The sequence below is a fragment of the Dyadobacter sp. HNCC25DJ187 genome (genome assembly GCF_056895255.1).
Genome location: NZ_JBXHAT010000002.1, coordinates 1875770 through 1902566, shown reverse-complemented (window position 1 = coordinate 1902566; position 26797 = coordinate 1875770). Strand labels below are relative to the sequence as shown.

The 26797-nt window shown below is 42.8% G+C and carries 28 protein-coding genes and 1 pseudogene; 13 read left to right on the top strand and 16 right to left on the bottom strand.

The features are described 5' to 3' along the window. Positions 1–119: 119 nt before the first annotated feature. The 4 genes and pseudogenes from AC1XUE_RS18830 to AC1XUE_RS18815 all read left to right on the top strand — a co-directional run bounded on the left by AC1XUE_RS18830 (position 120) and on the right by AC1XUE_RS18815 (position 4168). Positions 120–1094: a glycoside hydrolase family 28 protein gene (locus AC1XUE_RS18830; RefSeq protein WP_483357531.1), complete on the top strand. Its 975-nt coding sequence runs from the start codon at positions 120–122 to the stop codon at positions 1092–1094. After that, positions 1000–1737, top strand: a complete 738-nt coding sequence (locus tag AC1XUE_RS18825) for a glycoside hydrolase family 28 protein (RefSeq protein WP_483357530.1) — start codon at positions 1000–1002, stop codon at positions 1735–1737. The genes AC1XUE_RS18830 and AC1XUE_RS18825 overlap by 95 nt, the downstream gene beginning before the upstream one ends. A gap of 50 nt (positions 1738–1787) precedes the next feature. Then, positions 1788–3152: pseudogene (locus AC1XUE_RS18820) on the top strand (glycoside hydrolase family 43 protein). A gap of 38 nt (positions 3153–3190) precedes the next feature. Next, complete coding sequence (locus AC1XUE_RS18815) at positions 3191–4168, top strand: alpha/beta hydrolase fold domain-containing protein (RefSeq protein WP_483357529.1); 978 nt, start codon at positions 3191–3193, stop codon at positions 4166–4168. Positions 4169–4694: 526 nt separating this feature from the next. On the opposite strand, the gene AC1XUE_RS18810 is transcribed toward AC1XUE_RS18815, so the two are convergent. From AC1XUE_RS18810 to AC1XUE_RS18790, 5 genes are all read right to left on the bottom strand, one after another. After that, complete coding sequence (locus AC1XUE_RS18810; RefSeq protein WP_483357528.1) at positions 4695–4952, bottom strand: hypothetical protein; 258 nt, start codon at positions 4950–4952, stop codon at positions 4695–4697. Positions 4953–5135: 183 nt separating this feature from the next. Further along, positions 5136–5465, bottom strand: coding sequence for a PAS domain-containing protein (locus tag AC1XUE_RS18805; protein WP_483357527.1), 330 nt, complete (start codon positions 5463–5465; stop codon positions 5136–5138). 1 nt (position 5466) lies between these two features. Then, complete coding sequence (locus AC1XUE_RS18800; protein WP_483357526.1) at positions 5467–5787, bottom strand: hypothetical protein; 321 nt, start codon at positions 5785–5787, stop codon at positions 5467–5469. 92 nt (positions 5788–5879) lie between these two features. Continuing rightward, the gene (locus AC1XUE_RS18795; protein ID WP_483357525.1) at positions 5880–6392 is read right to left on the bottom strand and encodes a VOC family protein; all 513 of its coding nucleotides are present in this window, start codon (positions 6390–6392) and stop codon (positions 5880–5882) included. A gap of 193 nt (positions 6393–6585) precedes the next feature. Next, positions 6586–6879: a putative quinol monooxygenase gene (locus tag AC1XUE_RS18790; RefSeq protein ID WP_138484097.1), complete on the bottom strand. Its 294-nt coding sequence runs from the start codon at positions 6877–6879 to the stop codon at positions 6586–6588. 19 nt (positions 6880–6898) lie between these two features. Here AC1XUE_RS18790 and AC1XUE_RS18785 point away from each other — a divergent pair, with 19 nt between their 5' ends. The 5 genes from AC1XUE_RS18785 (at position 6899) to AC1XUE_RS18765 (ending at position 12554) form a co-directional block, all read left to right on the top strand. Further along, positions 6899–7039: a hypothetical protein gene (locus AC1XUE_RS18785; RefSeq protein WP_483357524.1), complete on the top strand. Its 141-nt coding sequence runs from the start codon at positions 6899–6901 to the stop codon at positions 7037–7039. A 470-nt stretch (positions 7040–7509) separates the two neighbouring features. After that, the gene (uvrA, locus tag AC1XUE_RS18780) at positions 7510–10050 is read left to right on the top strand and encodes an excinuclease ABC subunit UvrA (protein ID WP_483357523.1); all 2541 of its coding nucleotides are present in this window, start codon (positions 7510–7512) and stop codon (positions 10048–10050) included. 197 nt (positions 10051–10247) lie between these two features. Then, complete coding sequence (locus AC1XUE_RS18775; protein WP_483357522.1) at positions 10248–10571, top strand: CPCC family cysteine-rich protein; 324 nt, start codon at positions 10248–10250, stop codon at positions 10569–10571. 403 nt (positions 10572–10974) lie between these two features. Further along, positions 10975–11244 carry an ArsR/SmtB family transcription factor gene (locus AC1XUE_RS18770; RefSeq protein WP_115828992.1) on the top strand — a complete coding sequence of 90 codons (270 nt, stop codon included), beginning with the start codon at positions 10975–10977 and terminating at the stop codon, positions 11242–11244. A 401-nt stretch (positions 11245–11645) separates the two neighbouring features. Continuing rightward, entirely contained in the window at positions 11646–12554 is a 909-nt protein-coding gene (locus AC1XUE_RS18765) for an NmrA family NAD(P)-binding protein (protein ID WP_483357521.1), read from the top strand. 69 nt (positions 12555–12623) lie between these two features. Here the strand turns inward: AC1XUE_RS18765 and AC1XUE_RS18760 are convergent, their stop codons facing one another. The 5 genes from AC1XUE_RS18760 to AC1XUE_RS18740 form a co-directional block, all read right to left on the bottom strand. Next, the gene (locus AC1XUE_RS18760) at positions 12624–13367 is read right to left on the bottom strand and encodes an NADPH-dependent F420 reductase (RefSeq protein WP_483357520.1); all 744 of its coding nucleotides are present in this window, start codon (positions 13365–13367) and stop codon (positions 12624–12626) included. Between the two features lie 128 nt (positions 13368–13495). Then, a complete protein-coding gene (locus tag AC1XUE_RS18755) occupies positions 13496–14209 on the bottom strand; it encodes a nitroreductase (protein WP_483357519.1) in 714 nt (237 codons plus the stop codon). A 158-nt stretch (positions 14210–14367) separates the two neighbouring features. Next, positions 14368–15492, bottom strand: coding sequence for an NtaA/DmoA family FMN-dependent monooxygenase (locus AC1XUE_RS18750; protein WP_483357518.1), 1125 nt, complete (start codon positions 15490–15492; stop codon positions 14368–14370). Then, complete coding sequence (locus AC1XUE_RS18745) at positions 15492–16508, bottom strand: LLM class flavin-dependent oxidoreductase (RefSeq protein WP_483357517.1); 1017 nt, start codon at positions 16506–16508, stop codon at positions 15492–15494. Before AC1XUE_RS18745 ends, AC1XUE_RS18750 begins: the two co-directional genes overlap by 1 nt. Before the next feature lie 296 nt (positions 16509–16804). Then, positions 16805–17080 carry an ArsR/SmtB family transcription factor gene (locus tag AC1XUE_RS18740; RefSeq protein WP_483357516.1) on the bottom strand — a complete coding sequence of 92 codons (276 nt, stop codon included), beginning with the start codon at positions 17078–17080 and terminating at the stop codon, positions 16805–16807. 497 nt (positions 17081–17577) lie between these two features. Between AC1XUE_RS18740 and AC1XUE_RS18735 the strand changes: the two genes are divergently transcribed. Both AC1XUE_RS18735 and AC1XUE_RS18730 read left to right on the top strand, forming a co-directional pair. Then, positions 17578–18474 (top strand): helix-turn-helix domain-containing protein, encoded by an 897-nt coding sequence (locus AC1XUE_RS18735; protein WP_483357515.1) that lies wholly within the window; start codon positions 17578–17580, stop codon positions 18472–18474. 82 nt (positions 18475–18556) lie between these two features. Next, positions 18557–19366, top strand: coding sequence for an SDR family oxidoreductase (locus AC1XUE_RS18730; RefSeq protein ID WP_115828983.1), 810 nt, complete (start codon positions 18557–18559; stop codon positions 19364–19366). A 220-nt stretch (positions 19367–19586) separates the two neighbouring features. Here AC1XUE_RS18730 and AC1XUE_RS18725 read toward each other — a convergent pair whose 3' ends face one another. Next, positions 19587–19922, bottom strand: a complete 336-nt coding sequence (locus tag AC1XUE_RS18725) for a MarR family winged helix-turn-helix transcriptional regulator (RefSeq protein WP_483357514.1) — start codon at positions 19920–19922, stop codon at positions 19587–19589. 64 nt (positions 19923–19986) lie between these two features. On the opposite strand from AC1XUE_RS18725, the gene AC1XUE_RS18720 reads away from it, so the two are divergent. Both AC1XUE_RS18720 and AC1XUE_RS18715 read left to right on the top strand, forming a co-directional pair. Next, positions 19987–20787 (top strand): SDR family oxidoreductase, encoded by an 801-nt coding sequence (locus AC1XUE_RS18720; protein ID WP_483357513.1) that lies wholly within the window; start codon positions 19987–19989, stop codon positions 20785–20787. A gap of 60 nt (positions 20788–20847) precedes the next feature. Beyond that, a complete protein-coding gene (locus tag AC1XUE_RS18715; RefSeq protein ID WP_483357512.1) occupies positions 20848–21765 on the top strand; it encodes a helix-turn-helix domain-containing protein in 918 nt (305 codons plus the stop codon). A 664-nt stretch (positions 21766–22429) separates the two neighbouring features. Here AC1XUE_RS18715 and AC1XUE_RS18710 read toward each other — a convergent pair. The 5 genes from AC1XUE_RS18710 to AC1XUE_RS18690 form a co-directional block, all read right to left on the bottom strand. After that, entirely contained in the window at positions 22430–23161 is a 732-nt protein-coding gene (locus tag AC1XUE_RS18710; RefSeq protein ID WP_483357511.1) for a DUF2490 domain-containing protein, read from the bottom strand. A gap of 18 nt (positions 23162–23179) precedes the next feature. Further along, positions 23180–24376, bottom strand: coding sequence for a chromate transporter (locus AC1XUE_RS18705; RefSeq protein ID WP_483357510.1), 1197 nt, complete (start codon positions 24374–24376; stop codon positions 23180–23182). 78 nt (positions 24377–24454) lie between these two features. Further along, a complete protein-coding gene (locus AC1XUE_RS18700; RefSeq protein WP_483357509.1) occupies positions 24455–25300 on the bottom strand; it encodes a chromate resistance protein ChrB domain-containing protein in 846 nt (281 codons plus the stop codon). A 204-nt stretch (positions 25301–25504) separates the two neighbouring features. After that, positions 25505–26239 carry a hypothetical protein gene (locus AC1XUE_RS18695; protein WP_483357508.1) on the bottom strand — a complete coding sequence of 245 codons (735 nt, stop codon included), beginning with the start codon at positions 26237–26239 and terminating at the stop codon, positions 25505–25507. A gap of 80 nt (positions 26240–26319) precedes the next feature. Next, positions 26320–26520 (bottom strand): hypothetical protein, encoded by a 201-nt coding sequence (locus tag AC1XUE_RS18690; protein ID WP_483357507.1) that lies wholly within the window; start codon positions 26518–26520, stop codon positions 26320–26322. Positions 26521–26797: the final 277 nt, after the last annotated feature.

Genomic DNA, 26797 nt, shown 5'->3' with positions numbered 1-26797 from the left:
ACCTCCCAGGCACCCGGATTGACCGGGTGTTAGCGGTGGGATTCAGCAATTTATCAGCTATTTGACATTTTAAAAACAACATAAAATATAGAAACATAATTTTAGGCGTTGCCACAACAATGCTTTTTTCAGTTGAAGTTGCTGGACAGACAGTTCCCGCGTTTAGCTGGAGAAATCTTCCAGTTATACAACAGCCGGTCTTCTCAAATGACACTATTCATATTACCGAGTTTGGTGCAGTAGGGGATGGTAACAAATTGAACACAATCGCGATTAACGAAGCGATCCAAGAAAGTAGTAAAAGAGGAGGCGGCGTAGTGGTAGTTCCCAAAGGCTTGTGGATCACAGGGCCGGTGAAAATGAAAAGCAATGTTAATCTGCATCTTCAGGAGTCTGCAATCTTACTATTTACCACCGATAAATCTAAGTACGCAATAACCGAGGGTTTTTATGAAGGTAAAAGAGTTGCACGAAACGAGTCATCAATATCGGGTGGTAATCTTGAAAATATTGCAATCACAGGTAAGGGGATTTTGGATGGAAACGGCGATGCTTGGCGTGCTGTTCACAAGAACCAGTTCACAGACGGTCATTGGAAAGAAAAGCTCGCTTCTGGAGGGGTATTAAAAGAAGACGGTTTGACATGGTATCCAAGTGAGCAATTCAAAAATGCCAGCTTGAAGGAGATGAGCATGTTATTAACACCGGGAAAAATGCCCCGGGATTTCGAAAATATGAAAGATTATCTGAGGCCTAACCTGATTGTTTTAAACAATTGTAAAAAAGTGCTATTGGAGGGCGTGACCTTCCAAAATTCTGCTGCCTGGTGTATCCATCCATTAATGTGTCAGGATCTTACACTAAGAAATTTGAGAGTTAAAAATCCAGAATATGCTCACAATGGAGATGGAATTGATATTGAATCCTGCAAAAATTTTCTTGTAGAGGGTTGTATTCTGGATGTTGGAGACGATGCCATTTGTATTAAATCGGGCAAGGATGAAGAAGGTAGGAAACGAGGAATTCCTACAGAAAAATGGTGTTGTAAGAAACAACACCGTGTACAATGGACATGGCGGTTTTGTAGTTGGTAGCGAAATGAGCGGTGGGGCTCGTAATATTTTTATTGAGAACTGCACATTTATGGGCACAGATAAAGGTTTGCGATTAAAGTCGGTACGTGGCCGCGGAGGCTTGGTCGAACGTATTTTTGCCAGGAATATTTTTATGAAAGACATATCACAGGAAGCTATCTTTTTTGATATGTATTATTTTGTAAAATTCTCTACCGATGGTGAGCGTAATATGATTCCGGCTGTGAATGAAGGTACGCAGGTATTCAGAGATATGAAGTTTGAAGACATCGTATGCAGCGGAGCAAAAAAGGGCGTGTTTGTAAGAGGACTTCCTGAAATGCCGGTTAGGAATATTGTTATGAAAAATTTGGTGCTCACTTCCGATATTGGTATGGAACTGACTGATGCTGATCAGATTAAGTTTGATAACGTGCAACTCATTACCAAGACAACCAAACCGGTCATTTTCACTGCGAATGCTACTAACATTAGTTTCAGCGGAATTAAATACAACAAGAATAGTGATGTGCTTATTTCCGTGAACGGAGAACGTAGCAAGGATCTCAAAATGGAAAAAACGGATGTTTCTTCTGCACAAAAGGTGACTGAATTTACGAAGGGCGCATCGGATAAAAGTTTGTTGGTGCAGACCGGGAAATAGGTTTAGTGAGAAGTAGAAAGGCCTTTTGTTAGTCAGTTTATAGATTTTTTATGAAATATTACCTTTTAACGGGAACGCTGACTTTGTTGGGAGCTGGTGCTTTTGGACAGGTTGTTACAAAGAGCCAGACCAACTCGCCGAATGCCGTTTCCAAGGTTTGGGTGTCCGATCTGGGAAACGGGCTGTATAAAAATCCGGTTCTCAATGCAGACTATTCTGATCCTGACGTTTGCAGGGTTGACGATGATTTTTACCTCATTTCTTCCAGTTTTGATGCCGTACCTGGTTTGCCGATTTTGCATTCCAAAGATCTGGTGAACTGGACGCTCATCGGGCATGCTTTACACCGTCAAGCGCCTATTGAACATTTTGAGAAAACGCAGCATGGAAACGGTGTTTGGGCGCCTGCAATCCGTTTTCACCATGGTGAGTTTTACATCTATTATCCCGATCCTGATTTTGGTATATATCTAACAAAGGCCAAAAATCCCGCAGGACCATGGAGCGAGCCGGTACTGGTGGAAGGAGGCAAGGGACTGATCGACCCATGTCCGCTTTGGGATGATGATGGCAAAGTGTATCTGGTGCATGGCTGGGCTGGAAGCAGGGCCGGGATCAAAAGTGTGCTTACTGTCAAAAAGATGAACGCAGCCGGTGACAAGGTTACGGATGAGGGCGTGTTGGTTTATGACGGCCACGTCATTGACCCTATGGTGAAGGGCCGAAGTTTCACAAACGGAATGGCTACTATTACATTTTTGCTCCGGCAGGGGGTGTGTCAACGGGCTGGCAAATCGTATTGCGATCCAAAAATGTATATGGTCCCTACGAGCGTAAGCTGGTTATGGATGAAGGGAAATCGGGTATAGAATCTGGTCGTTCACAACGGCGAAGGGGTTTTTGAGATTGTATTCTTACAAAGCTCCCGAGGCTACGAAAAATCTCTGGACGGTGCCTAATATTTGATGCAGAAGTTTCCTGCGGAGGAATTTATGGTAACTACAAAATTGTCATTTACCCAGAACACCAAACTGGAAAATGAACGTACCGGACTGGTGGTGATGGGGCAGAGTTATGCCGGAATATTCCTGAAAAGTGATAAGGATGGCATTTCCATCGTGCAGGTAACGTGCAAGAATGCGCACGAAGACAAGCCGGAAAAGGAAAACGTGATTGGCAGACTCAAATCTGGTGAAGCAATTTATCTGCGTGTAAAGGTAAACAAGGGAGGTAAATCGCAATTCAGTTACAGTCGTGATGGTGCTAAGTTTGACAGTGTAGGCGACGTTTTCCATGCTGAGGTTGAACGCTGGATAGGTGCCAAATTTGGTATTTTCTGCACAAGAGAAACGCAAACCAACGATTTCGGTTACGCGGATTACGATTGGTTCCGTATAAGCTCTGAATTGAATTAATAACTTGTTTTAGATGATCAATTATTCATAATACAATTATGCGAACACGATTGATATTACAATTTCTTGCATTTACGATCACCAGCTCTTGCTTTGCTCAGATTATGCCTTCTGGTATAAGGGACACAACTTTTAGTATAAAAGGTGCTTATCAACATGAGATTAGACGTTATCCGAAAATTCAGATAGCAGACTCGACCATGCCTGCTTCCGTCGTTGTTCACAGAAATATTCAATATAATAAACTTGAAGCGGGCAGAGCTCGGAAACTTGATGTTTTCAAGAACGAAAAGAAAAAAAATGAAAACCAGCCTGCCATTTTAATGGTACATGGAGGTGGATGGCGAACAGGGGATCGATCTCATAACAGTACACTTGCCCGTAAATTGGCACAAGCTGGCTTTGTGGCCATTACTGTGGATTACAGACTTTCGACAGAAGCACTATTTCCAGCAGCAGTATTTGATCTTAAAGAAGCAATTAGGTGGATCCGAGCAAATGGGAGCAATTATGGAGTAGATACATCTCAAATAGCAATTTTGGGATTTTCTGCGGGAGGTGAACTTGCGGCATTCGTTGGAACAACAAATTCTAATGTAAAATACGAAGGTACGGGAGCTTATAAAAATTTTTCAAGCAAAGTTCAGGCCGTTATTGATATTGATGGCACTCTCGCATTTATTCATGCAGAATCGGGAGAGGGAGATGATTCGAAATCTATCTCGGCGGCCACATATTGGTTTGGCTACTCGAAATCTCAAAAACCGGATTTGTGGATTGAAGCCGCACCTCTAACGCACGTTGGTAAACAGACCCCTCCTTTTCTATTTATCAATAGTTCTGTTGAAAGAATGCATGCCGGACGAAGTGATTTTATTGCCAAACTTAATGAATTTGGCATCTATTCTGAAATCATATCTTTCAGTGATGCTCCTCATACATTCATGTTTTTCGATCCATGGTTTACACCAACATTAACTTCTGTTAGTAATTTTTTAATAAAGACTTTTAAATAAGCGGTTTAGGTTACTCAGTATGTATTGCTATTTAGCGTGAATTCGGGTTAACTTCATCAAAATTGCTATTTAACTACGAATATTATCGTAAATGAAAAACCTAATTTATTTATAGTGTGAACTTTAACGATAAATTGCATATTTGTTTCAACATTAAATTGCCATATTATTCGGATCAAATTTGAAGGTTACTTTACCCAATAAGCAGACATTTTCGAGCAGCTTCAACGACCTTTTTGTTTACTGTTTGGAGCTTATTTATTCTCATAATCCGGCATATCTGACTGAATATCCGGTCAATCAATCTAAAATTGCCACTAGTGATTCGTATCATAGTATTCAGTGCTTCGTAGTCGGCAAAATATTCAGGATCATATTCTTTACCCCTTTTGCCCCAGATTTTAGGAAACACAAACCTCATTTCATGCTCTCCCGAGGATTTATACTGATGTGCAAATCCGATCCGGGAAAATAACTGGGGATATCTTGAAAGTCTTTTCTCAAAGCCAGGCATACCGATCAGTACTTAACCGAAATGTAAATGATCATACATATTCCTAACTTCTTCCAGACTATTGAAACTAAGCCTGTCTGATTCATCAAGTATAACCAATGGGCAAAATGAATCTGCGTACTTGACTCTTACTTCCAAATCCGTTATTCCATTTGCTTTTGCAACGGATGAGCCATAACCAAAGTAGCGCCGGTATATTTCATGTCTAATAGTTTTTGGTGTGTTGGCAACGGGAACTGTGACAAAAACACCTTTGCAAATTTTTGCCATTGAACTATTCTCTAAGGATATATCACTGACAAGGTTCTTTGTCTACGGTGAAGAAAGCGTCTCCGATACTTTGCAGTATATTAATTTTTTCCTGATAGGCTTTATCGAGTTTTTCTGCGGCCTGCTTACGTTAATCTATATTCTTAAAGTATGCTGATATGCCACCATGTGATGGATATGCATTTATTTCATACCATTTCCCATTTCCCGGATAATAGTAATCAAAAAATTCTTTCTTTTTTGAACGGGCAACTCTTTTATAAATTTTCCGAATGACGGTAAATGCATTTGCCGGGAATAGTTCCCAAATGCTTTTGCCAAAACATCTTCAGCCTTCTTTAAGAGGAGGTTCTCAGCTTCTTTATTAAAATAGGTAAATTTCCAGTTTTTATCCACTGCATAAAAAGCGTCAGATATACTTTCCAATATCTCACGCATCTGCAGTTCCAGCAACTTGGAACTGTGAATATCCTGAAAACTGCCATATATTCGCCTGCATTCCCCTTGAACCATTTCAACATTTCCAGTGGCCCGAATCCATCGTTCTTTCTTTTTTTTTAGTGATTATTACAGCTTCAAAGTCAAATTTAGCATCCGTCTCAATACTTTTCACTATAACCTCATTTACCATTGATTGATAATCATTCCGGTAAAAACCAAGGGCTGTTTCTAAATCAGGGATGAAAGTTTTAGGGTTCGTTCCGTGCAGTTCGTGAACCATCGTTGACCAGTAAAGTTTGTCATTTACCAAATCAATTTTCCAACTTCCAATTTTGGCTAGTCTTGAAGCCTGTTGGGAAAATACATTATTGAAGTCGGGTTTGATTTTTTCCATATTTAAACTGTTTTTCGCCATGCTATTCATACTTTAACATGACGGTCTCTGCCTAATCAATGCACAATTTCGGAGCGAAAAAAACTTCACAATTACATCGGCCCGATCAGCTCCACAAATGTTCCGTCCGGATCCTGGACCAGTACGAAGTGTGAATATTTTGTCAGAGGCGTAGGTGTGTTGCCCAGGAAAGTCACGTTTTGCTCCTTTAGCCTGTCAATGATGGGCTGTAAGGATTTGACCTGAATGGTGATATATTGCGGACCAGTATCGTCCTGAATGAATTTTGGCTTTGGGTGACCTACCTTTTTGCCAAAACTCATCAGTTTCCAATCGGTGCTTTCGGGGCTGTTTTCGAGTTTAAGAATGTTTACGTCGACCGCTTCACCACCTGTTAAACCGCCTCGTTTACCGAATTCTGCATTGATTGTGAAATTACCGGTTTTGACCATGCCGATCCCTTTTATATAGAAATCCAGCGAGCGTTGCATGTCTGCTACCACCACGCCGACTCCGATGGATTTACTTGTAAAATTGGATTGTGCTTGAACGAGACCGCCAAAAAGGAGCGTAGTAAGGATTAACAGATTCTTGAAAGTAGACATGCTTATCAAATTATTTATTTTAAAAATAGGATTATTGCCGCTGTATTCAGGTATTTAAATGAAGCAGAAATATTTTTATCGATTTACTCAAAAAAGATATATTAAGCTCATCCTGGAAAATGCCCGTGACGAGCATCTATATTTTCTATGAAGAGCCTAAGCTTAATTATTATGAAGGGTAATACTCAATGTTTTACTTGACTGCCAGTAAGTCGACCATTTCAAGGACCGGATCAACTGCAAGCAGGTCCGGCGCATTTGCCATCAATGCTTTGGCGATCTCGCCTCCTAAATGTGCCGCCCTGCCTTCCTGAGTTTCGAATGTGTCGAAAATTCCGAATGTGGAAGGACCTATTTGCAGGGCAAACCAGTTGATGGTACCTGCTTCCTCCATCGCCAAAGGCAAGGCACCTTTGAGAAAGTCCGCGACGTCTTGTTCTTTACCTGGCTTAGCTTCGAGCCTTGCCAGAATTGCCAATTTTACCATAACTGTTTGATTAATTTAAATGAAATTAATACATCCTTGTGATGGGATGGTATTCAGTTTAAGCGTTAATCTTTGGGATTATACTCCTGGTATCGGTTCAGAAGTAAAAATATCCGGTGCGGTAAGTCTGCCTTTGTTTCAGAAGGGGGAGTTTGTGTGATCTGGTTTTATATCATCTTGAAACTCCCATCTCAATAGATGCCTGGCCGGCTATCAACAGGATTGTGCATTTATTAATTTTGGAACTGCCTGGCTATGTTTTATTTTCAAAGCCTAACTCGATAAGGTATATACCGGCGGACAAACCTTCCGGTGAGATGGATCGGTTTTGATGGCGTAGTCCAAAATCACCCAATCTGAAACGTGAATCAGGTGGATACTGAATTTAATTTCACAAGAGTTTCTGACTAAGATATCGACATAGTCCTTTGCAGGATTGTATTTCCGATGTCCCATCCTTGCTTTTAGGACCTTTCGTATTATTCAGTGAATCGCCAACCTTAATTACTTTGAGATCCGATAGCACTGGCATCAAATAAATTAGCGAGATTTACTTAACACGAACTCCAGAAAAACGTTGCCCAAAGCTCTGGGATTATTTTTTTTCAAGTGCATTTTATCCCGGATCCAATGTCAAAAGAATCACCATCGCTACCTGCATCGGACTTTGTTAAAGTACGAGGGGCTAAAGAGAATAATCTTAAAAATGTGGATCTCGACGTTCCAAGAGGTTCACTGGTCGTATTTACCGGTGTCTCGGGTTCTGGTAAATCATCGCTTGCTTTCGGAACCTTGTATGCCGAAGCGCAGCGCCGTTACCTGGAGTCAGTTTCTCCGTACGCAAGACGGCTTTTCAATCAAATGTCCATTCCTCAGGTCGACAGCATTGATGGTCTTCCTCCGGCTATTGCTTTGCAGCAGCAGCGGGGAGCGACAAGCACACGTTCCTCTGTGGGCAGCGTCACAACGACTTCAAATCTGATCAGGATGCTGTATTCGAGGGCGGGAGATTATCCTGCCGGCCAGTCGATCGTTTATGCAGAATCGTTTTCACCCAACACCCCGGAAGGCGCCTGTCCGGAATGCCACGGCCTGGGAGTCGTCTATGAAGTGACAGAGCATTCGATGGTGCCCGATGACTCACTCTCGATCAGGGAAAAAGCCATCGCAGCGTGGCCCACTGCCTGGCAGGGGCAGAACCTGCGGGAAATATTGATGACGCTTGGTTACAATGTAGACATACCCTGGCGTGATCTGCCACAGAAAGATAAGGATTGGATATTGTTTACGGAGGAGCAGCCGGTTGTCCCGGTTTATTCCGGACTTACTGCGGCACAGGTTCAACAAGCCCTGGTGCGAAAAATGGAACCTAGCTACATGGGTACTTTTACCGGAGTTAAACGGTATGTGATGCAAACATTTGCCAATTCACAAAGCCAGGCGATGAAAAAGCGCGTGTCGAAATTTATGCTCAGCGCGCAGTGTCCCGTCTGCCATGGAAAGCGCCTGCGTCCTGAGCCTCTATCTGTGAAATTTGCCGGAATGGATATTGCGGAGTTTTATCGGCTCAATATCAAGAGTTTACATGATATCATATCTGCTTGCCTAAAAACCAAAAGTGATGGCTTAAATCAGAAACATCCCGAAAAGGCATTAGTCCTTGAACGTATAGGTCAAGATCTATTATCCCGCCTGGATGTACTGATTGATCTGGGACTTGGGTATCTGACCCTTGAAAGAAGCACCCCAACGCTTTCGCCGGGAGAATTACAGCGCCTGCGGCTGGGGACTCAGATACATTCCAATCTTTTTGGCGTGGTATATGTACTCGACGAGCCATCGGCAGGCCTTCATCCTGCCGACACACAATCATTGCTCCGGGCACTAGACCGCTTAAAAGCAGCTGGAAATTCACTTTTTGTTGTCGAGCACGAGATCGAAATCATACGCCATGCCGACTGGATAGTCGATGTCGGACCGGGCGCGGGTGAGAGGGGAGGTGAAATACTTTACAGTGGTCCATTGCAGGGATTGGAAAAGATCGACCGATCCGTTACAAGACGATATCTGTTTAATATGGATCAGAGCCAAAAGTCTGAAAGACTGGCAAAAGGGTGGCTGCGACTAAGAGACATAAGCCGGAATAATTTAAAGCATGTGGATGCCGACTTTCCATTAGGCGTATTGACCAGTGTCACCGGCATATCGGGTTCTGGGAAAAGTAGTCTGATCAGCCAGGCGCTGGTAGAGCTTGTCTTGGAGAAATTGGGACAGCAAATAACAACCACAGAAGATCAGGAAGATAATCTTCTTCAAACAGAAAGCCCGAAAACGACTGCCGGTTATATCTCAGAAGGGATGAATCATGTCCGCCGGTTAATACCGGTAGATCAAAAACCCATCGGACGTACACCCCGGTCAAATCTGGCCACCTACACAGGCTTGTTTGATCATGTCCGTAAATTGTTTGCCAATACCAAAATGGCAAAGAGTCGAAAATACGACGCAGGTCGTTTTTCTTTCAATGTCGCAAAAGGTCGTTGTCCGAACTGCGAAGGAGAGGGCTTTGTCATGGTTGAGCTTTTGTTTCTTCCCAGCGTATATACGCCATGTCCAACCTGTCATGGAAGTCGTTATAATGAAAAGACGCTGGAAGTTACATATAATGGCAAAAATATTGCCCAGGTACTTTCCCTGACTGTGGATGAGGCATTTGACTTTTTTATGTCCGAACCTCAGATCAACCGCGCGCTGGATGTCGTTCGTCAGGTTGGCCTGGGATACCTGCGTCTTGGGCAACCGGCTACCGAGCTTTCGGGTGGTGAGGCACAGCGAATAAAGCTGGCCACCGAATTGCAACGGGCTCAGCATGGGAATACGTTATATATTCTTGACGAGCCCACAACAGGACTGCATCCTTCCGATGTGGACAATTTACTAGTCCAGCTCAATAAGTTGGTTGATCAGGGAAACACGGTCATTGTAATCGAACATGATATGCACGTTGTTGCAAACAGCGACTGGGTGATTGACGTTGGCCCAGGTGCAGGAGATGAAGGCGGGCAAATCGTTGTAAGCGGTCTGCCAGCAACTGTTGCCGGGGAACCAGCAAGTCAAACGGGAAAATATCTAGCTAGTCATTTTAACGAGAAAACGCCATTAAAAGATTAAGGATTACCTCTTCCGCTGATTGGATAGGTGCTTCTGTCTGAAAGCATCACTATTAACAATTTCAACATGAGTTATATTCACACGGATGGCCAGGTTTCGCGCAATGTGGCTGCTGATAATAAATCCCGGTGGAAGGAGGATAGTCCACGTCAGTCTCACGAAAGAGCATTTTCTGAGATCATCTACATAATATTAGCATGGACAAAATCCAGCAGGTTGAAGATCAACAAGAAATTTGCAAAACTTCCCAGAGTATGTATACATGTCCGTGCTGCGGCTACAAAAGCCTGGCAGAAAAGGCCAGTGAAAGTAGTTATGAAATTTGCCAGGTTTGTTTTTGGGAGACTGATCCTGTTCAAAACGATAATACGGAATATGAAGGTGGCGCAAACTCAGTTTCTTTGAAAGCAGGTCAGCGCAAGTTTTTGGTGTTCGGTGCTTGCGATAAAAAGAAGATCAAGCAAACCAGATCGCCGTTAAAAGATGAACTGAAAGATCCGACTTGGAAGCCTTTCGATTAAGATTTGCTGGTAAACGGCTTAAGTCAGTCTCACTAAACATCGGTTATGTATACCCCAAAACGGTGTTTTTTCTGTACTCCTTCATGTTGTCATTGTTGTGCTTTAACTAACTACTATTTAGATAGATGCAAGGTAAATATTACGTTAAAGTGGTTTTCTATGGGGTTTGGGTAGGAATTGTTGCAGCCAGCATTACTGCTTATCATATGCGGTCTTTATTTAGTACGTGCCAGCCGCTGCTTTCACAGAAGATGACTTATCAGACTTCACTTGCACCTGGTTCAAGTGGTGTCATCCCCCCCAATTGGTAAAAAAATAACATGTAATCTGAACCATCCGATAACCAGATTGGTTAAGACATCAATGAATGCGCATGTATTCAATAAAAATTTAATAGAATAGCATGGATAGTAAATCACTTGTTAAACTGGCCAAATCGCTCAGTGACCCTACCAGGCTAGCATTATTACAGGAAATAGCAAAGGGTACCAATAAGGGGTGTGCTGATTTATTTGAATTTGTACCGATTAGTCAACCTTCTATGTCCCAGCATTTGAAGGCATTATCAGAAGCCGGTCTGGTAGAATCCCGCAAGGAAGGACGTTACATGAAAGTTGCTATTGTTGAAGAGAAAGTGCAAGAACTGGAAGACTTTTTGCGCTCTTTACGTTAGCTCAAACCGTGTTTTTCCAAAAGCCACCAGAGTGGCTTTTTTTTGCCTATTTGTATCAATTATTGCTTATGTGTTTAACTGTTTGTTTTAGGTTCACACCAGTGATCAATAAGTATCACTAACAGCCTGCAATCATCACAAATTTTTTTGTCCTAATACATCAACTTATAATTATCTATTAATTTTTTATTTTTCTCCTATGTCTATACATTTCCTCTGGCGTCGCCATTGCCTTGGCCTTAAAAGCTACCTGCTGGCCATATACTATTAAAGATAGGATCCTTTTAAGCTTTTGCCTGCTTCTTGGCATTGCTATCCGCTTTACAGACGGGATGCCTTAAAATACACTCATGGCACTACAAGCCGAAATTAAATTTATACTACTTTTAATTCAAATTCAAATGGAAAATAATCAATATCCGACGGTCCTTGTTTTGGGCGCTAGCGGAACGATCGGTAGTCAGGTTGTAAAAGATCTTGAAGGCAAAGCTGTTAACCTGCGGATCACCTCACGCAAACAGCAGGAAGTAGAGCAGCTTACCCGTGAAGGAAAAAACTGCAAATACCTGGATCTTGATGACCCGAAGACATTCGCGCTTGCCCTTGCCGGTGTTGACCGGGTCTTTCTGCTAACCGGATACACGGTTGCCATGCTCACACAGAGTAAAACATTGGTGGATGCTGCAAAGAAGGCAGGCGTTAGCCATATCGTGCATGTGGGTGTTTTTGCTGAGTGGGACACCACCGATGCGCATTTTGCCTGGCACCAGATGATCGAAAAGTATATTGAAGCCAGCGGTATTGCCTGGACACACCTTCATCCGAATATGTTTATGGAGGCCATTACAGGTGCTTACCTGCCAAAAAACTTCACCTACACTACTTACTGGGAAGATCGAAGGGTAGGTTATATTGCTTCAAGTGATATAGCTGCGGTTGCCGCAAAGGTTCTTATGGACGGCCCCCAGCGGCACGCCGGTAAAGATTATTGGTTGAGTGTAGAGAGCCATAACGGAAAGGAAATTGCCCAGCTTATCAGTGAGGTAACCGGACTTGAAATCAAATGCGAAGAAAAAGGCCTTGAAGAATTTAAGCAACTGATTGGAGCATGGATAGCTAATGGTGCGGACAGTTGGTATGCAAGTGCAAACATCGAATTTGTCAGCCAAATGCTGGATGGAAGAATGTCTTACATCTCGATGGTTCAAAATGATATTCCCTATATCCTCGGTAGACCCGCAAAAACAGTCCGGGAGTATTTAATGGAGCACAAAGATGTGCTAATAAGCTCGGCTAGTCAAAAAGCGTAAATATACTTTTGCTCACAGGACAGCCATTGCTGCCTGTGAGCACTAATGTCATCTAGTTTGGTGAATTGGCTACTTTTTTCCCATCTCATGTAAACGGTTACCAGCTAGAATTTCTTCGTATGAAGGCCAGGAATCCATTTTCCTCAGGTTGTCCATGATGAAGTCGCGGATAGCAGGGGCTTTTCCTTTTTCAGCGTCAGCAAGTGCCTGTTTTAATTCGGCTTCACCTAATTCAGTACAATACGCGGGCGTGCCGGGCTGCTGTCTCCATGATTCGGCCAGACTTCCGCCATCAACGGTATCAAAACCTGTAATATCAACCAGTTGAGTAACTATCTTTTTATGTTTCTGGTTATCACCCGCTATTGAAATTGCCACCCTTCCTTCCGCGCCTGCCGGTTTGCCTTTGTATTTTAAGGTGCCTTCCAGCATATTATTGAACACCTTAACAAGCGGGCGGTTTAGGATTTTGGAAATATATTCGCTTTCAGATATTTGTTCTAATTCGGCAATCTCGCCATCCCTGAACGGGTAGTAGTTTGAAGTATCCATTACTACCACATCATCAGGAACCTCTTGCAATAAGTCCTTTGGCAGGTCTTTGTAAGCATTGAAGGGCATTGAGAAAATGATGGCATCCACGTCTTTGACCACATCCTGTATAGTGGCTGCTGCCACTCCCAGACCGGCAGCTATTTTTTCCAGTTCAGGCATTGCCCTGGTGTTGGTTACTTTTACCTGGTGGCCTGTCTGAGAAAACTTCTCTGCTAAAAGACTGCCTATGGCACCTGTTCCTACGATTCCTATTTTCATGTTTTCTTATTTTTGTTTCTGATAATTTTTATTTCAAACCCCTGGGTCAATTCCATATTGCTGCGGTGCCCGAATCTAAATCGATGAGCATTTTTCTATTGCTGCCCTCTTTGACTTTATACTATATATTATTGATGATAAGTGACACTGCTGGTAATGGGATCCCGTCCTAATTTGAACGAGTTACCTGGCGCATCCGGGTCGGCATAACCGAAGGATATTCCAAATAGCATTTTAAGCTCGCCTGGCACATTCAGTATTTCCCTGATGACTCCTGCGAAAAAGCCCAGCGATGTCTGCGGGATACCGGCAAGTCCGTGCGCTGTAAGAGATAAAAGAAATGTCTGACCATACATGCCTATATCGCCGCCCACCCGCACATTGTCGCCAAATGAGGGCATAAAGGGAATAGCAAGATGTGGGGCATTGAAGAACTTGTAATTCAGATCTGAAACTTCTCTGCGGCCTTCTTTGTCATCCCGTTCAACGCCAAATCCTTCATACATGGCCTTACCCAGGTTGAAGTGACGCTGCTGATAACGGCCATGATAATCACCCAGATCAAAGCTGAAATCGGGCGAAAACCTTTCTGCATTGTTCTCTCTTAGGAGCGCTTCTGACAGTTCTTTGAGTTTGTTTCCCGAAATGATATGCGTTTCCCAGGGCTGGGTATTGCAGTTGGATGGTGCCAATTTTGCATCTTCCAATACGGAAGTAATCATCTGATCAGGCACTGGTGTTTCCAAGAAACCACGACAGGATTTTCTGAAACGAAGTACCTGCGAAAAAGTAAGGTGGGTACTATTTTCAAGATTCGGGATGTCAAATGCTGGTTTTTCCATAAAATTATAAGTAATGTAGCAGCTCACTGATTGTCGGCATCTCTTCGGCTCTTATCTTTTTAGCAGTTTGCACGCTACCTGGTTGGTGTAAAGTGAATAGTTTAGTCTTTGCAGTCAGCCTTTTGGTTCTACTTACCTGCTGATTCTGCATGGGGACCCTAGATTTTTCTGAATGCCGGCCTGGGTAATTCCAAATTGCCCCTAAGTGTGTCAGACTCGTACTCCGTGCGAAATATTCCGCGCTGCTGCAGAATAGGTACAACCAGTTCAATAAAATCCTGCAATCCATGGGGATGGTCCTGACGCAGGATCAGCATATCCATAGCCCCTGTTTCATACCACTCCTGCACCTGGTCGGCAACTTTGTCGGCTGAACCGAAAAATAATGGGCGGGGCAGGCTGTTGTAGGGAATGAATTGTAAGAGTTCCCTATACTTTTCCCGGGCTTCCTGTTCGGTACTGCCAACGATTGGGTTTTGCGAGATCGCTACAATAAAATCCTGCGGTCTTCTTCCTTTCTGGACTAATTGACGCCTTAGTTCACTGGCAATTGCCGCTGCTTCTTCAACAGTATTGCCATGGGTAAACACACCGTCCGTGTAGCTTGTGGCGTGATCAATGAACTTTTGCGACATCCCGGCTGTGTAGAGCACCGGCCGCCCCTGAACAGAACGGCTCAGGTTTAGTGGTCCTTCCACCGAAAAATATTTCCCCCGGTAATTCACCTTATGCATTTTGCGGGGATTTAAAAAAACGCCGCTTTCTTTATCGCGGATAAAAGCATCATCTTCATAGGTGTCCCAAAGTCCGAGTACGATTTCCATGAATTCTTTATTCATGGGATATTGGTCTGCCTTACCCAGATGCCCGCGGCTGAAATTGACCATGCCGCCCGGGTTTGAAGTAATTGCATTCAAGGATGCACGGCCTTTGCTGATTTTATCCAGCGAAAGGATTTGCCGGGCAACATTATAGGGATCTGCATAGGAAGTGGAAACGGTAGCCGAAAGCCCTATATTTTTGGTATGCATAGCAAGGGCAGACATAACAGAAACACCTTCGAACATACTCAGGTAATGCGGAATATTTCCGGGGCCTACATGGCTTACGTCTACCAGAAATAGTGTATCAAATTTTGCTGACTCTGCGAGCTTAGCCTGCTGGATATAAAAATCAATATTTTCGCTGGCATCGGCCGGTATATCGGGATGTTGCCAACCCACAAAATTCCAACCGGGACCATCAATATTCGCCGCAAGCTTTAACTGTTTTTTGATTTTCATTACTTACTTTCTGTATTTATTTCCTTCATGATTTCGGCAAATAACCGGGCAGATTTTATCCGGTCGTTTATCTCATACATGGTTGATACTGTTATTAACTCATCCACACCAGTTTCTTCTAGAAATGCCCTTATCTTGTTCTTTACGGTTTGTTTGCTTCCCACGAAGGAATACTTAAGCATTTGATTCAGTGTAGGATGGTGGAACATTTCCATTAACTCCCCGCTCATTGCTGTCGGTGGGTGCAGTAAGTCTTTGGCTCCGGTCAATACGCCCCAGAACATTCTGATTAACGACGTAAATAGTGCCTGGGCCTCTTGGTCCGTATCTGCAACAAAGACATTTATTCCGGCAATAGTATAGGGCTCATACAAAAACTCAGAGGATTTAAATTCCTGCTTGTAGATCCTTAGCGCGTTTAGTAAATGGGTTGATGCAAAATGGCTGGCAAAAGCATAGGGGAGACCTTTTTCTGCTGCAAGATATGCACTGTCTGTACTCGATCCCAGGATATACAGCGGTACACCCGTGCCTTCTGCAATGGTTGCCCTTACACTGGCATTCTTATTTTCCGGCAAAAAGTAATTCTGAATTTTGGTCACTTCTCCGGAAAACGAATGGGCGGCTTTCATAAAGTCCGACCGGATGGCCTGAGCAGTTGCCTGGTCCGTACCTGGCGCTCTTCCCAGACCTAAATCAATGCGGCCTGGATATAAATGAGCAAGGGTTCCAAACTGTTCCGCTATAAGAAGAGGCGAGTGATTGGGAAGCATGATGCCACCCGAACCTACCCGGATAGTATCCGTGTTTTCTGCCACGTAACCTATTAATACGGATGTAGCGCTGCTGGCTACACTATCAGAGTTATGATGCTCGGCAAACCAGATGCGTTTGTAGCCGGTTGCTTCTGCCTGTTTGGCTAGAGCCAAAGAATTATTCAAGGTCTGTTTTATCGTATCCCCTTGCGAGACAATGGCAAGTTCTAAAATAGAATACGCTATGTTATTTTTATCCATAATCTGTGTCACTTACCTGTCATGTATGTTTGTTTGTAGCTTTTCGATACGGTTTGTCATGTGACAATCAATTTGTTTGCAATGATTGGAAAGAATGCCACATTTACTTCCGCTTCTCACTGTGACGAGTTGATTGCTACTTTATTAATGTTTGAAAATTTTATGTATGCCTACATTCCTTCTTTCATGCCTAGAGGTCCTGATCGTATATAACCATATAAATATATAAGCAAATGATTATGCATATGGTCAAAATAAATCCCGCTGTCCGTTAATATCAGCGGGGCGGGAGTCTGTTAATTTGATTTCAAGGATTGTAGAAAGCTTGTCAACTCCTGCAACTTTTCGTCGTTAATGGCCAGGCGCATATTACGTCCTTCTTTATAGGATTCGATCAAGCCGGATTCCGTAAGAGATTTCAGGTGCTGCGACATCGATGGTTGGCTTATCGGAACAAATTCATACAGATCTGCGCAACCTCTGTTTGTTCCCTTTGCAATTTCTTTCAGCAGCAGCAGACGATGTGGGTCGCTGAGCGACTTTGCCATCCTAGTAAGTGATTTCGTATCCATAATCTACATCATTTGAATACATGCGCATTCATTAATGTATCTACAACTGGTTGTTCACTTTTATCGTTCCCTTAAGTATCAAAATTAAATGTGATTTGGTTATCGTAAATACTGCATGCCAGATTGTCTTTGCAGTAATTTAGCTCTTAGCTAAGGGAGGTGCCAATTTTCCCAAGGTGCCTTGCAAGCTATCTCCTTGATCACTATTACAAAATGTATCTATGAAACTTTTACATCCATTCAATCGGCAGACAAAAGCCCCACTGGTAACAAGATATTGGATTTAGGGAGGGCGAAGTGGTTCGAATTTGGGTTTAGTGGTAAAATCCTGTCCGAACGTTAAGCCGTGAACCGCTACCAACTGTTTTAAACAACCTCACAATCTGACAGTAGTGATTTCTAATAGGAAAAAAAGGAAGGTGCAAGTGTAGATTGTTCCTTCCTTTTTTATTTATCCTTTCCATGATTCAATTATTTGAATTTTGTATCTTTGAAAAATGAATAATATAGAAACATTAGAAGATTTTTATACAGAACGTTTCAAGGCTATTCCAAAAATTTTGCAAAATGAAATCGGGCATTTTAATGTGTTTGGTTTTAATGATTTGTTAGGGTGCAGTATAAAACCTATTCCTTACAGTCGCAGAGGTTATTTTAAAATAAGCTTGATACAGGGGGTAAATAAAGTGCATTTTTCGGATAAAACTATTGAAATCAAAAAACAGGCATTGCTTTTTGCAAATCCCCAAGTGCCCTATAATTGGGAGCAAATCGGAAATGAGCAAAATGGAGTTTCGTGTGTGTTTACAGAGCGTTTTTTTCATCATTTCGGCAATCCGAAAGACTATTCTGTTTTTCAACCCGAGAGTTTACCAATAATTGAATTGACAGACACTCAGGCCAGGTGGGTAAAGGAATTATTTGCCGAAATGTTAACGGAGTGGACATCTGAGCACCCGCACAAATACGACAAAATGCGAATTATGGTTTTTGAGCTTCTGTATAATGCAGAAAAACTGCAACCTATTAAACCTATTTCTCAATTTTATAATAACGCTTCTCAAAAAATTACCACACAATTTTTAGAATTATTAGAGCGTCAGTTTCCTGTTGAAGATATTGGTGCGTTTCCTTTACGTTCCGCATCAGATTTTGCAGAAAAATTATCCATTCACGTCAATCATTTAAACAAAGCATTACAGGAAGTTTTGCATAAACCAACGTCTGTCATTATCCAGGAACGAATTTTAGTTGAAGCAAAAATCCTTTTGAAACATACGAAAAAAGACGTTTCTGAAATTGCGTTTGCATTAGGATTTAAAGAAAATACACATTTCAATAATTTCTTTAAAAAATATACCGGTATAACACCAAGGCAGTTTCGTATTGATTGATTTTTGTAATAATGTGATTGTTTTTTGTTAAAACATAAGGTTGTTCTCATCCTAAGTTTGCAACAACAAAATATATAGTACAATGGCAAAAACAATTTTTATTACAGGTGCTTCATCGGGTATAGGAAAATCAACAGCAATTTATTTTGCAAACAAAGGTTGGAAAGTAATTGCAACAATGCGAAACCCACAAACAGTAACAGATTTAGAGGAATACGAAAAGATTACGTTGCTTCCGTTAGACGTTACTAATGTTGAACAAATAAAATCAACATATGAAAAGGCTGTTTCACTGGGAAATATTGACGTTGTGTTGAATAATGCAGGTTACGGAACTGTTGGCGCGCTGGAAGGGACGACAGACAAAGAAATTGAACAGGTTGTAAATACCAATCTTTTGGGCATTATCCGAGTGACAAAGGAGTTTATTCCGCATTTCAGAGAAAACAAAGGGGGTGTGTTTATTACAATTTCATCGATTGGTGGATTAGTCGCTTATCCTTTCTTTTCGTTATATCATGCTACAAAATGGGCTATTGAAGGTTGGACAGAAAGTATGGCGTTTGAATTAAACCGTTTGGGTATTCAAATTAAAACAGTTCAGCCTGGACCCACGAAAACCGATTTCGTAGGACGTTCATTGGTTATTCCTGAGCACCCGGCGTATGACGATTTCTTCGACGGCTTCAAAAAAGTATTTTTCAGCGACGAGGTCATCAATAGTCTTGCTCCTGCGGAAACTGTTTCAGAAGTGATATATGAAGCTGCCACAGACGGGAAAAACCAACTGCGTTACTTGGTTGGCACTGTTGCAAATGGTGATTACAACAAGCGTTTAGAATTGGGTGCAGAAGCATTTCATCAAGACTTGGATAAGGCATTTTTCGGATGAAAATTATTTAGGACAAAAAACAAATGAAAAAAGGCTGTAAAAAGCCTTTTTTCATTATGAGCATGCTGGTCCATTCCTGGAACAAGCGGCAGTTGCGAAAGAACAGTCTTAGGAATGTAGGTTGATAACCCTAATAGCATTAAAAATTTGACGGATTTATGCTTCATTGCCATTGGATCGATAACTTGATATGTACTTCGCTTGTCCCGATAGTGACCGATTAGACGTCTTTTGTATTTTGTTTGATGAGTGCCAGCATAGTGGAATTAAAAGAAGTCAAATCTGCTCCTAATTCGTTGAAAAATTCCAGGTCGGCGTTTTCGACACAGATAATGGCTTTTTGAAGTACTACTTCTCCTTTCGTAGTCAGCTTAATCAGCTTTGCCCTGGTGTCTGTCGGGTGATCATGGCGGGTGATGAATTCTTTTTCTTCGAGTGTCCGTAAGACCTTTGACACCATCATCCTGTCCGCATTGCCCTGATTAGCTATATCGACCTGCGTAACTTTATCACTCTCCCTGGATAGCCAGGCCATTTTGGCTACAACAATCTCCATATTCGCTACAAGAGCCGGCCGCGCGCAGCATAAATTTGTCTCCAGAAAATAATAAGTAAGACAAATGACAAAGACGATTTTTATTACCGGTGCTTCAACAGGTATCGGAAGGGCTACGGCCAAATTGTTTGCGGCCAAAGGCTGGAAGGTGATCGCGACCATGCGCAAGCCTGAAAATGAAACAGAACTTAATGCGCTGGATAATGTAACCGTGCTGCCCCTGGACGTGACCAACCTTTCGCAGATCCGCGACACCACACAGCAGGCGCTGGCTTTGGGTGATATTGATGTGGTATTTAACAATGCGGGATATGGATTGTTCGGCGCATTGGAAGCGATGACCGACGAGCAAACGGTACAGCAAATGGAAACCAATTTTTTCGGTGTCGTGCGGGTGACGCAGGCTTTCATTCCCTATTTCCGCGAGCGAAAAGCAGGGCTTTTTATCACCACCGGCTCCTCGGCAGGGCTGATGGCTTTCCCGGTTAGCTCGATGTACGATGCCAGTAAATTTGCGCTGGAAGGCTGGGCGGAAAGCTTGTCCTATGAGCTGAATGAGTTTGGAATTGGCATTAAAACCATTGAGCCCGGATTGGTGGCCACGGAAATCGGTGCGAAGTCGGTGTTTGCCTCGCACCCGGCTTATGAAGCATTGATAAACAAATTCACGGCTATGCTGGCACCTGACAAAGCCGCGACGACTTCTCAGCAAATTGCCGAAGTGGTGTACGGCGCGGCTACCGATGGTACCGACACGTTAAGATACGTCTGCGGCGAGGATGCCAAAGAATGGTATGCGCTGCGCCTGGCCAAGGGCGACGAGGCTTTTCGTCAAACGATCAAACAATTGTTAGCCGCTGTTTAAAATCAAACAGTCTGCTGGCGCAGGCGGGAACGATTTGGGCCGGCAGATAATTATATGATTATGAAAAGGGAACATCTCAAACCGCACGTGTACCGCTCCATTGCAGAAATGCAGCGCGCATTCGGCCTGCCGCAACCTTTACATCCGCTGATCAGCCTGCTCGATTTTAATAAGGTGCGGATCACGGCCGAAATGCTGGCCGACACGTTTGCTATGGATTTTTACAACATCACCTACAATGAATCGGCGGGCTGCCGGATGCGGTATGGGCAAACAACCTACGATTTTCAGGTAGGTGGGCTGTTTTTCTCTGCACCGGGCCAGCCGTTGACGGGCATTCAGGTGTCTGAAACGACGCTTGGATTTACATTGCTTATTCATCCTGATTTTCTGAGAAACTATCCCCTGGATACCAAAATAAAGCAATATGGCTTTTTTTCTTACTCGGTGACCGAATCGCTGCATTTGTCCGAAAAAGAAAAGTCAGTCATTGAGGGCATTGCGGGGAACATCGGCGACGAGCTCGAAACAGCGATTGACGAGTTGAGCCAGGATGTGCTGATTTCACAGCTGGAGTTGCTGCTGAATTACAGCCAGCGCTTTTACAAACGCCAGTTTATCACCCGCAAGTCGATCAATAATGCATTGCTGGAAAAGCTGGACCAGTTGCTGAACAATTATTTCAACGACGAAACCGCCTTGCTGAAAGGACTGCCGAGTGTCCAGTACCTTTCGGAAGAACTACATGTTTCGCCCCGCTACCTGGGCGACATGCTCCGCGCACTGACCGGCCAGAATACGCAGCAGCACATTCACAATAAGCTCATCGAAAAAGCAAAGGAAGTGTTGACATTCAGTGATCTGACAATAGGGGAAATCGCTTACCAGCTCGGTTTTGAGCATCCGCAGTCTTTTAGTAAGTTATTTAAATCAAAGACAAACCTTTCACCCCTGGAATTCAGGGCGAGTTTTAATTAAGAACGGCAGGCTATGAATTTTGGAGGTGATACGTTAAGGAACCTATCGCAATAATTGAGGTAAAATTTATGCAGAGCTCCGTTGCTGCTTCGGGGGACGGCAATTAACTGAATGCCTGATACAACCTTTCGCAACACAGAAAAGTCATATTGTGAAGAATACCGAGCCGTTGACCACCTTGATTCGGGAAGTAAGGTCATGTCATTTCGGATTAAATTGACCAGTATAAATGGCTGACTGATCGTTTTGTAACTCATTAAATAAAAGAATGGGTTGGTGGTCAATCTGCCACGGAATCTATTGGTCAAGTCATCCGAATTTTCCATCAGATGAACCATACGAGCAGAAATCTTCGGGGAATATAACCATGCCACGATGTTTAGATTTAACTATTCTTTCTATCTGTTTCTCAGTTCCTAAGGTAGCCACAGTGATTTATATTTCGTCACAAATATTGACAAGATTTGTGACAAAATGTTTACATGCAACTTTCCAATATGCGAACCGTAAATCTTCCGGCTTAGGGCATAACTACCGGTCTGTGCCCTTGTTCCCGCTCATTGAACTGATGGCAAGAACCAGATAGTTGAAATCACTTTGGAATTGGGACATTAATAATTTTTGATATAGCACCGCTACGTTGCTATCGGTAAACGAAGTCATCTTACTTGTTAGCGCGCAGATCCAGATTGTGGAACACAAATATCCTTAACACATTATTGCTGTTGAAATGGTCTCCTGAAGGTAGTTGCTGAAACTGGTTCATATAGCCGACCTGCATATTCAGGCCTTTTGTAAATTGGTAACCTAAGCCTACAAAGAATCGGTTCTGGTCAAAGAGATTGTAAGTGATCTGCTTGCCTGCATTGATATGGATCTCGTCATTGAATGCAAAGAACAAGGTATTCGGCTCAATAAAATCACGGTTCAGCGGCACCATCAGGTTTAACAAATATCGAAACCGGAAATTGAAATTATAACCATCTTGCAAAGCGTCATTGGCAATTTTATGGTTGAAACGTTCCTCCATGCGGATCCATTGCTGGGTTTGCAGCCGCTTTTGACGGCTTGTCCATAGTACTTGTTGCCACAACCGGTTTTCTGGCCGGACGATATGAAGTCCCGCAGCAGGAAAACTACGCGCATACGCGTAACCGGCCGTCAATCTTACATGGTTGTTGAAATAATAGGTTATCCCGGGCCGGAAGATCTGGGTTGACCAACGGTCGAGAAAATCAGTCCTTCTGGCGTGCAGATCCAGCCAGATTCCCCATTTATCGGTAAGCCTGGCTTGATTAAAATAACCCAGCCATACGCTGCTTTGTTTATTGATCTGTTTCTGGCCAAATGATGGTAATGAAAAGAATGTGAACAGCAGTATAAATAGTTTTTTCATGGAGCTTTGAAATGCAGTTTATAGATATGTTTTGATACAAAAGCCAAGGATTGCCGCGATCAGTATAACGTATGGTTCCTGTAATTTTTTAATGTAGATCAACACGCATACAGTGAGAATTGCTATGATAGCCGATGTTATATCAACGATTGAGCGGGTTGCAATCACCATCACCGATCCGACAAGTGCCCCGACAACAGCAGCTGTAATACCGTCCACAAACGCCTTGATACTGGTGTTTTTTGATATTTTCTTAAAGTAAGGAGCAGGTAGAACGGTAAAAACAAAGCATGGAAGGAAAACACCCAGTGCCGCAATCACTGCCCCGGCAAATCCTGAAACCAGAAAACCAATAAATCCAACAGTAATAACTACCGGACCTGGTGTGATCATAGCCACGGCAACCGAATCCAGAAACTGCTGCTCGTTAAGCCATCCCATTTCACCAACAACTCCGGCCTGCAAAAAGGGGATAATTGCCAGCCCGCTTCCGAATACGAATGCTCCTGCCTCAGTAAAAAACAAACCAAGTTTGGCAAGCTCACCCGGTTCATGTTGCCAGAAACCAGTACTTGCTAAAAGAACAACAGACAGTGATGTGTCTCTCCGTTGTAGCCATATGGGAGGCGCTTTCACAACCATATATATAAAGCCCAGGATCATAAACAGCAATACTTCTTCCTTCTGGGTGACAGCAGTAACTACGGCCATGATTAAAAAGAAGAGCCACAGGATCCATCTGCTTTTGACTGCTTCTATTTCAAGCTTACTGACTGATTTGATAGTCAGCTTATAACAGCTCAATGAAATAATACCGATTACCGCAGAACCGACCCCATAAAAAACCGATTGCATCCACGCCAGACCGCCATACAGTTTATAAGCCATCCCGAGCAGAACGACCATGACAAAAGAGGGAAGTACAAAAGCCAGCCCGGTAAACGTAGCCCCCCAGATTCCATAATGCACATAACCAAGATAAATCCCCAGCTGAGCAGCCAGAGGGCCAGGAGCAAGCTGCGCCAAAGCGAGACCTTCGCGGTACTCATCTTCGGAAATCCACTTTTTGTCTTCTACCAAATCGCGGTGCATATAGCCGATCAGCGCCACTGGTCCACCAAAGCCAAAAGTGCCTAGTTTTAAAAAGTACTTAGTCAAAGCGACTAAGCTATAAGAAATCTGTTGATCCTGAATGTCAATATTTTTACTGTCCATACTGTTTGCGGATTAGATTGCAATACTAGCATAGACAATAGCCAATTGATAGAATGAAAATGACGATTTGTACAGGGATTACTTTTTGAGCAAATTTTTTCTGTAAACAGAAGGATTTTGTCCGGTATGTGCTTTAAAAATCCGGTTGAAATGACTCTGGTCGGAAAATCCTGTAAGATAAGCGACCTCTGATAATGTATGATCCGGGTTTGCCAGCAAGTCAATTGCTTTTTCGATCCTAAGCTTACGGATGTATTCACCAAATGATAGGTTGCTAAAATATTTGGAAAATTCCCGGGATACATAGGAAGGATGGATCTGCAAACCTTCTGCAATTTCTTTCAGGCTTAAACTGAGATTTGTATCAATTTGGTCCTGGATAATCTCTTTGAGCTCATTAGCCCATTTCGGCGTTTTAAGCTTTTCTGATTTTTGTTTGTCCAGATAGGTATTGAAGACAGTCAGCAGCAGTTTTTCAGTTGGGCTTTGGGTATGCTTTTGTTTTTGAAGATGTTTGGCCCAGCTGTAAAGGGAATCATAAATCAGCATGCCTTTTTCAAGCAGTTCCTGGTCATCGGTGATATTGAAAGCAAGTCCGGCCGAAATTGCCCAAAGGCCTGATGACTGGCTTGCCAACGAATGATCATCAGTGTCCGCACCTCTGATAATTACTGCCATATCTTTTAATACAGGATCTTCCAGTTCATACCTTTCAAGGAAGAAATCAAAAGTGCATCGGTCTTCGTAATGCGTAAATTCCGTATCCGGAATATCAAAAGGTGTAGCATCCAACTCACGGGCTTTTACCCTGATCTGGTCAAATGGGACGTAATATATTTGCGCATCCGGATCAATAAACCTTTTGATAAGCCAGGGGCAAGCAATCCGGTCAATTTTGGGACGTTCGCGGGTGATCCAGTTCATTCAGACAAATAATGGCTTAGTTTCCATTTATTTTAATACCTCTATGGCGGAAATATTTACAAAGCGTCATTTTTTGAAATTTTCAAATCAGTTGCAATTTTATTCACTCCTAACTTAATACATTTTAATCAACGTTTATCTGTGCAAAATTGGTGATTTTGGACAAATCTCATTTCGTCATTTGCAAAATGACGAAATGAGATGCTAATTTTTCACATTTACAAATTTAACTTTATACCGCCATTGATTACAAAACCATCGAGCGGCGCATAATATGTCCTTGAATACCGGGTTGGTAACCGTGCCGTTGTAAATCGAGCCAAAACGTGTATGACGGGTGGCGGTAAAGTTTTCACAATTGATGAATAACAAAAACTTCTCCCAAAGCCGCTCGGCCATAAAACCGGTGATCCAATAGGATTTTCCTAGGGTGCCGTCACTGAGTGTCTGCTTGCTGTAGTAGTAAGCTTCCAGTCCGATTTTCCATTTATCTTCTACTTCGTACATCAGCACATTGTTGAGCCGGTGTTTGGCTGTCAATGGATTTACACGTTTGGAGCCGCCTTCATCGAGCTGGGCGTCGGTAAATGTATATCCGACAAAAAGCTTGAAGTCGCCATAGCCAAGTTTCAGGTATGCTTCGGTCCCTTTTGTATCTGCAAAACCATCAGAATTGATCAATCTGAAGATGTCTAAAACCCTGGAAGTTTGCAATAGCAGCGGGTTGTTGATCCGTCTGTAGAAAAACAAATGATTCAGACTGAAACTCACCTCACGGAAATGCGTGGCATAGTTGATATCAAATGGCACCGTAAGATTTTCCAGCTTATTATTGTCAGCTCCAATGGGCAACACAGCGCGAAACTGCCTCCGTTCGGTTTCTTTCGTGAAAATCGTAGGTGTTATATAACCCAGGCCACCGCCAAGCCGTGAGCTCAACTCAGGCGTTATTTTGAATAGGCCCGAAACTCGTGGAAGAAATACAAATCCATAATCTCCACGCAGGCCTGTTTCTATCTTCAGCCAGGGAGTAGTTTCCCAGGTATTTGTACAAAGGCACCGAGGGTATTTTGTGTGTAATCCCTCTTGACAAAATTATTGGAAGGATATTCACGGAACTGGTCAGTGTACAGATTCACACCTGCTACCCAATCCGAGCGGTCGTGGTTGCTGTTATAGGAAACCTCGGATATGTTTCTCAGTGCCCTTCTGAAAATCATTTTCTGCAATAATCATTTGTTCGTTTTATTTGCTTGTTCGCGTTCAGCGAACACTAAAAAAAATGAACAAATAAATAATTTAAAAATTTATGTGCTGATAGTGTTTGCAAAAATCTCAGCATCGATCAAATGGCAGGCTCTACGTATTGCCGAAGACAAAATATCAATGGGTAATTAATAGATATTGGCAGGGTATAGCCTAGATAAGCCTACCTACAAATCATCAAAGTGAAGTTATTACCGAATCAAAAAAACTGTTCGTGGAATAAAAATTCAT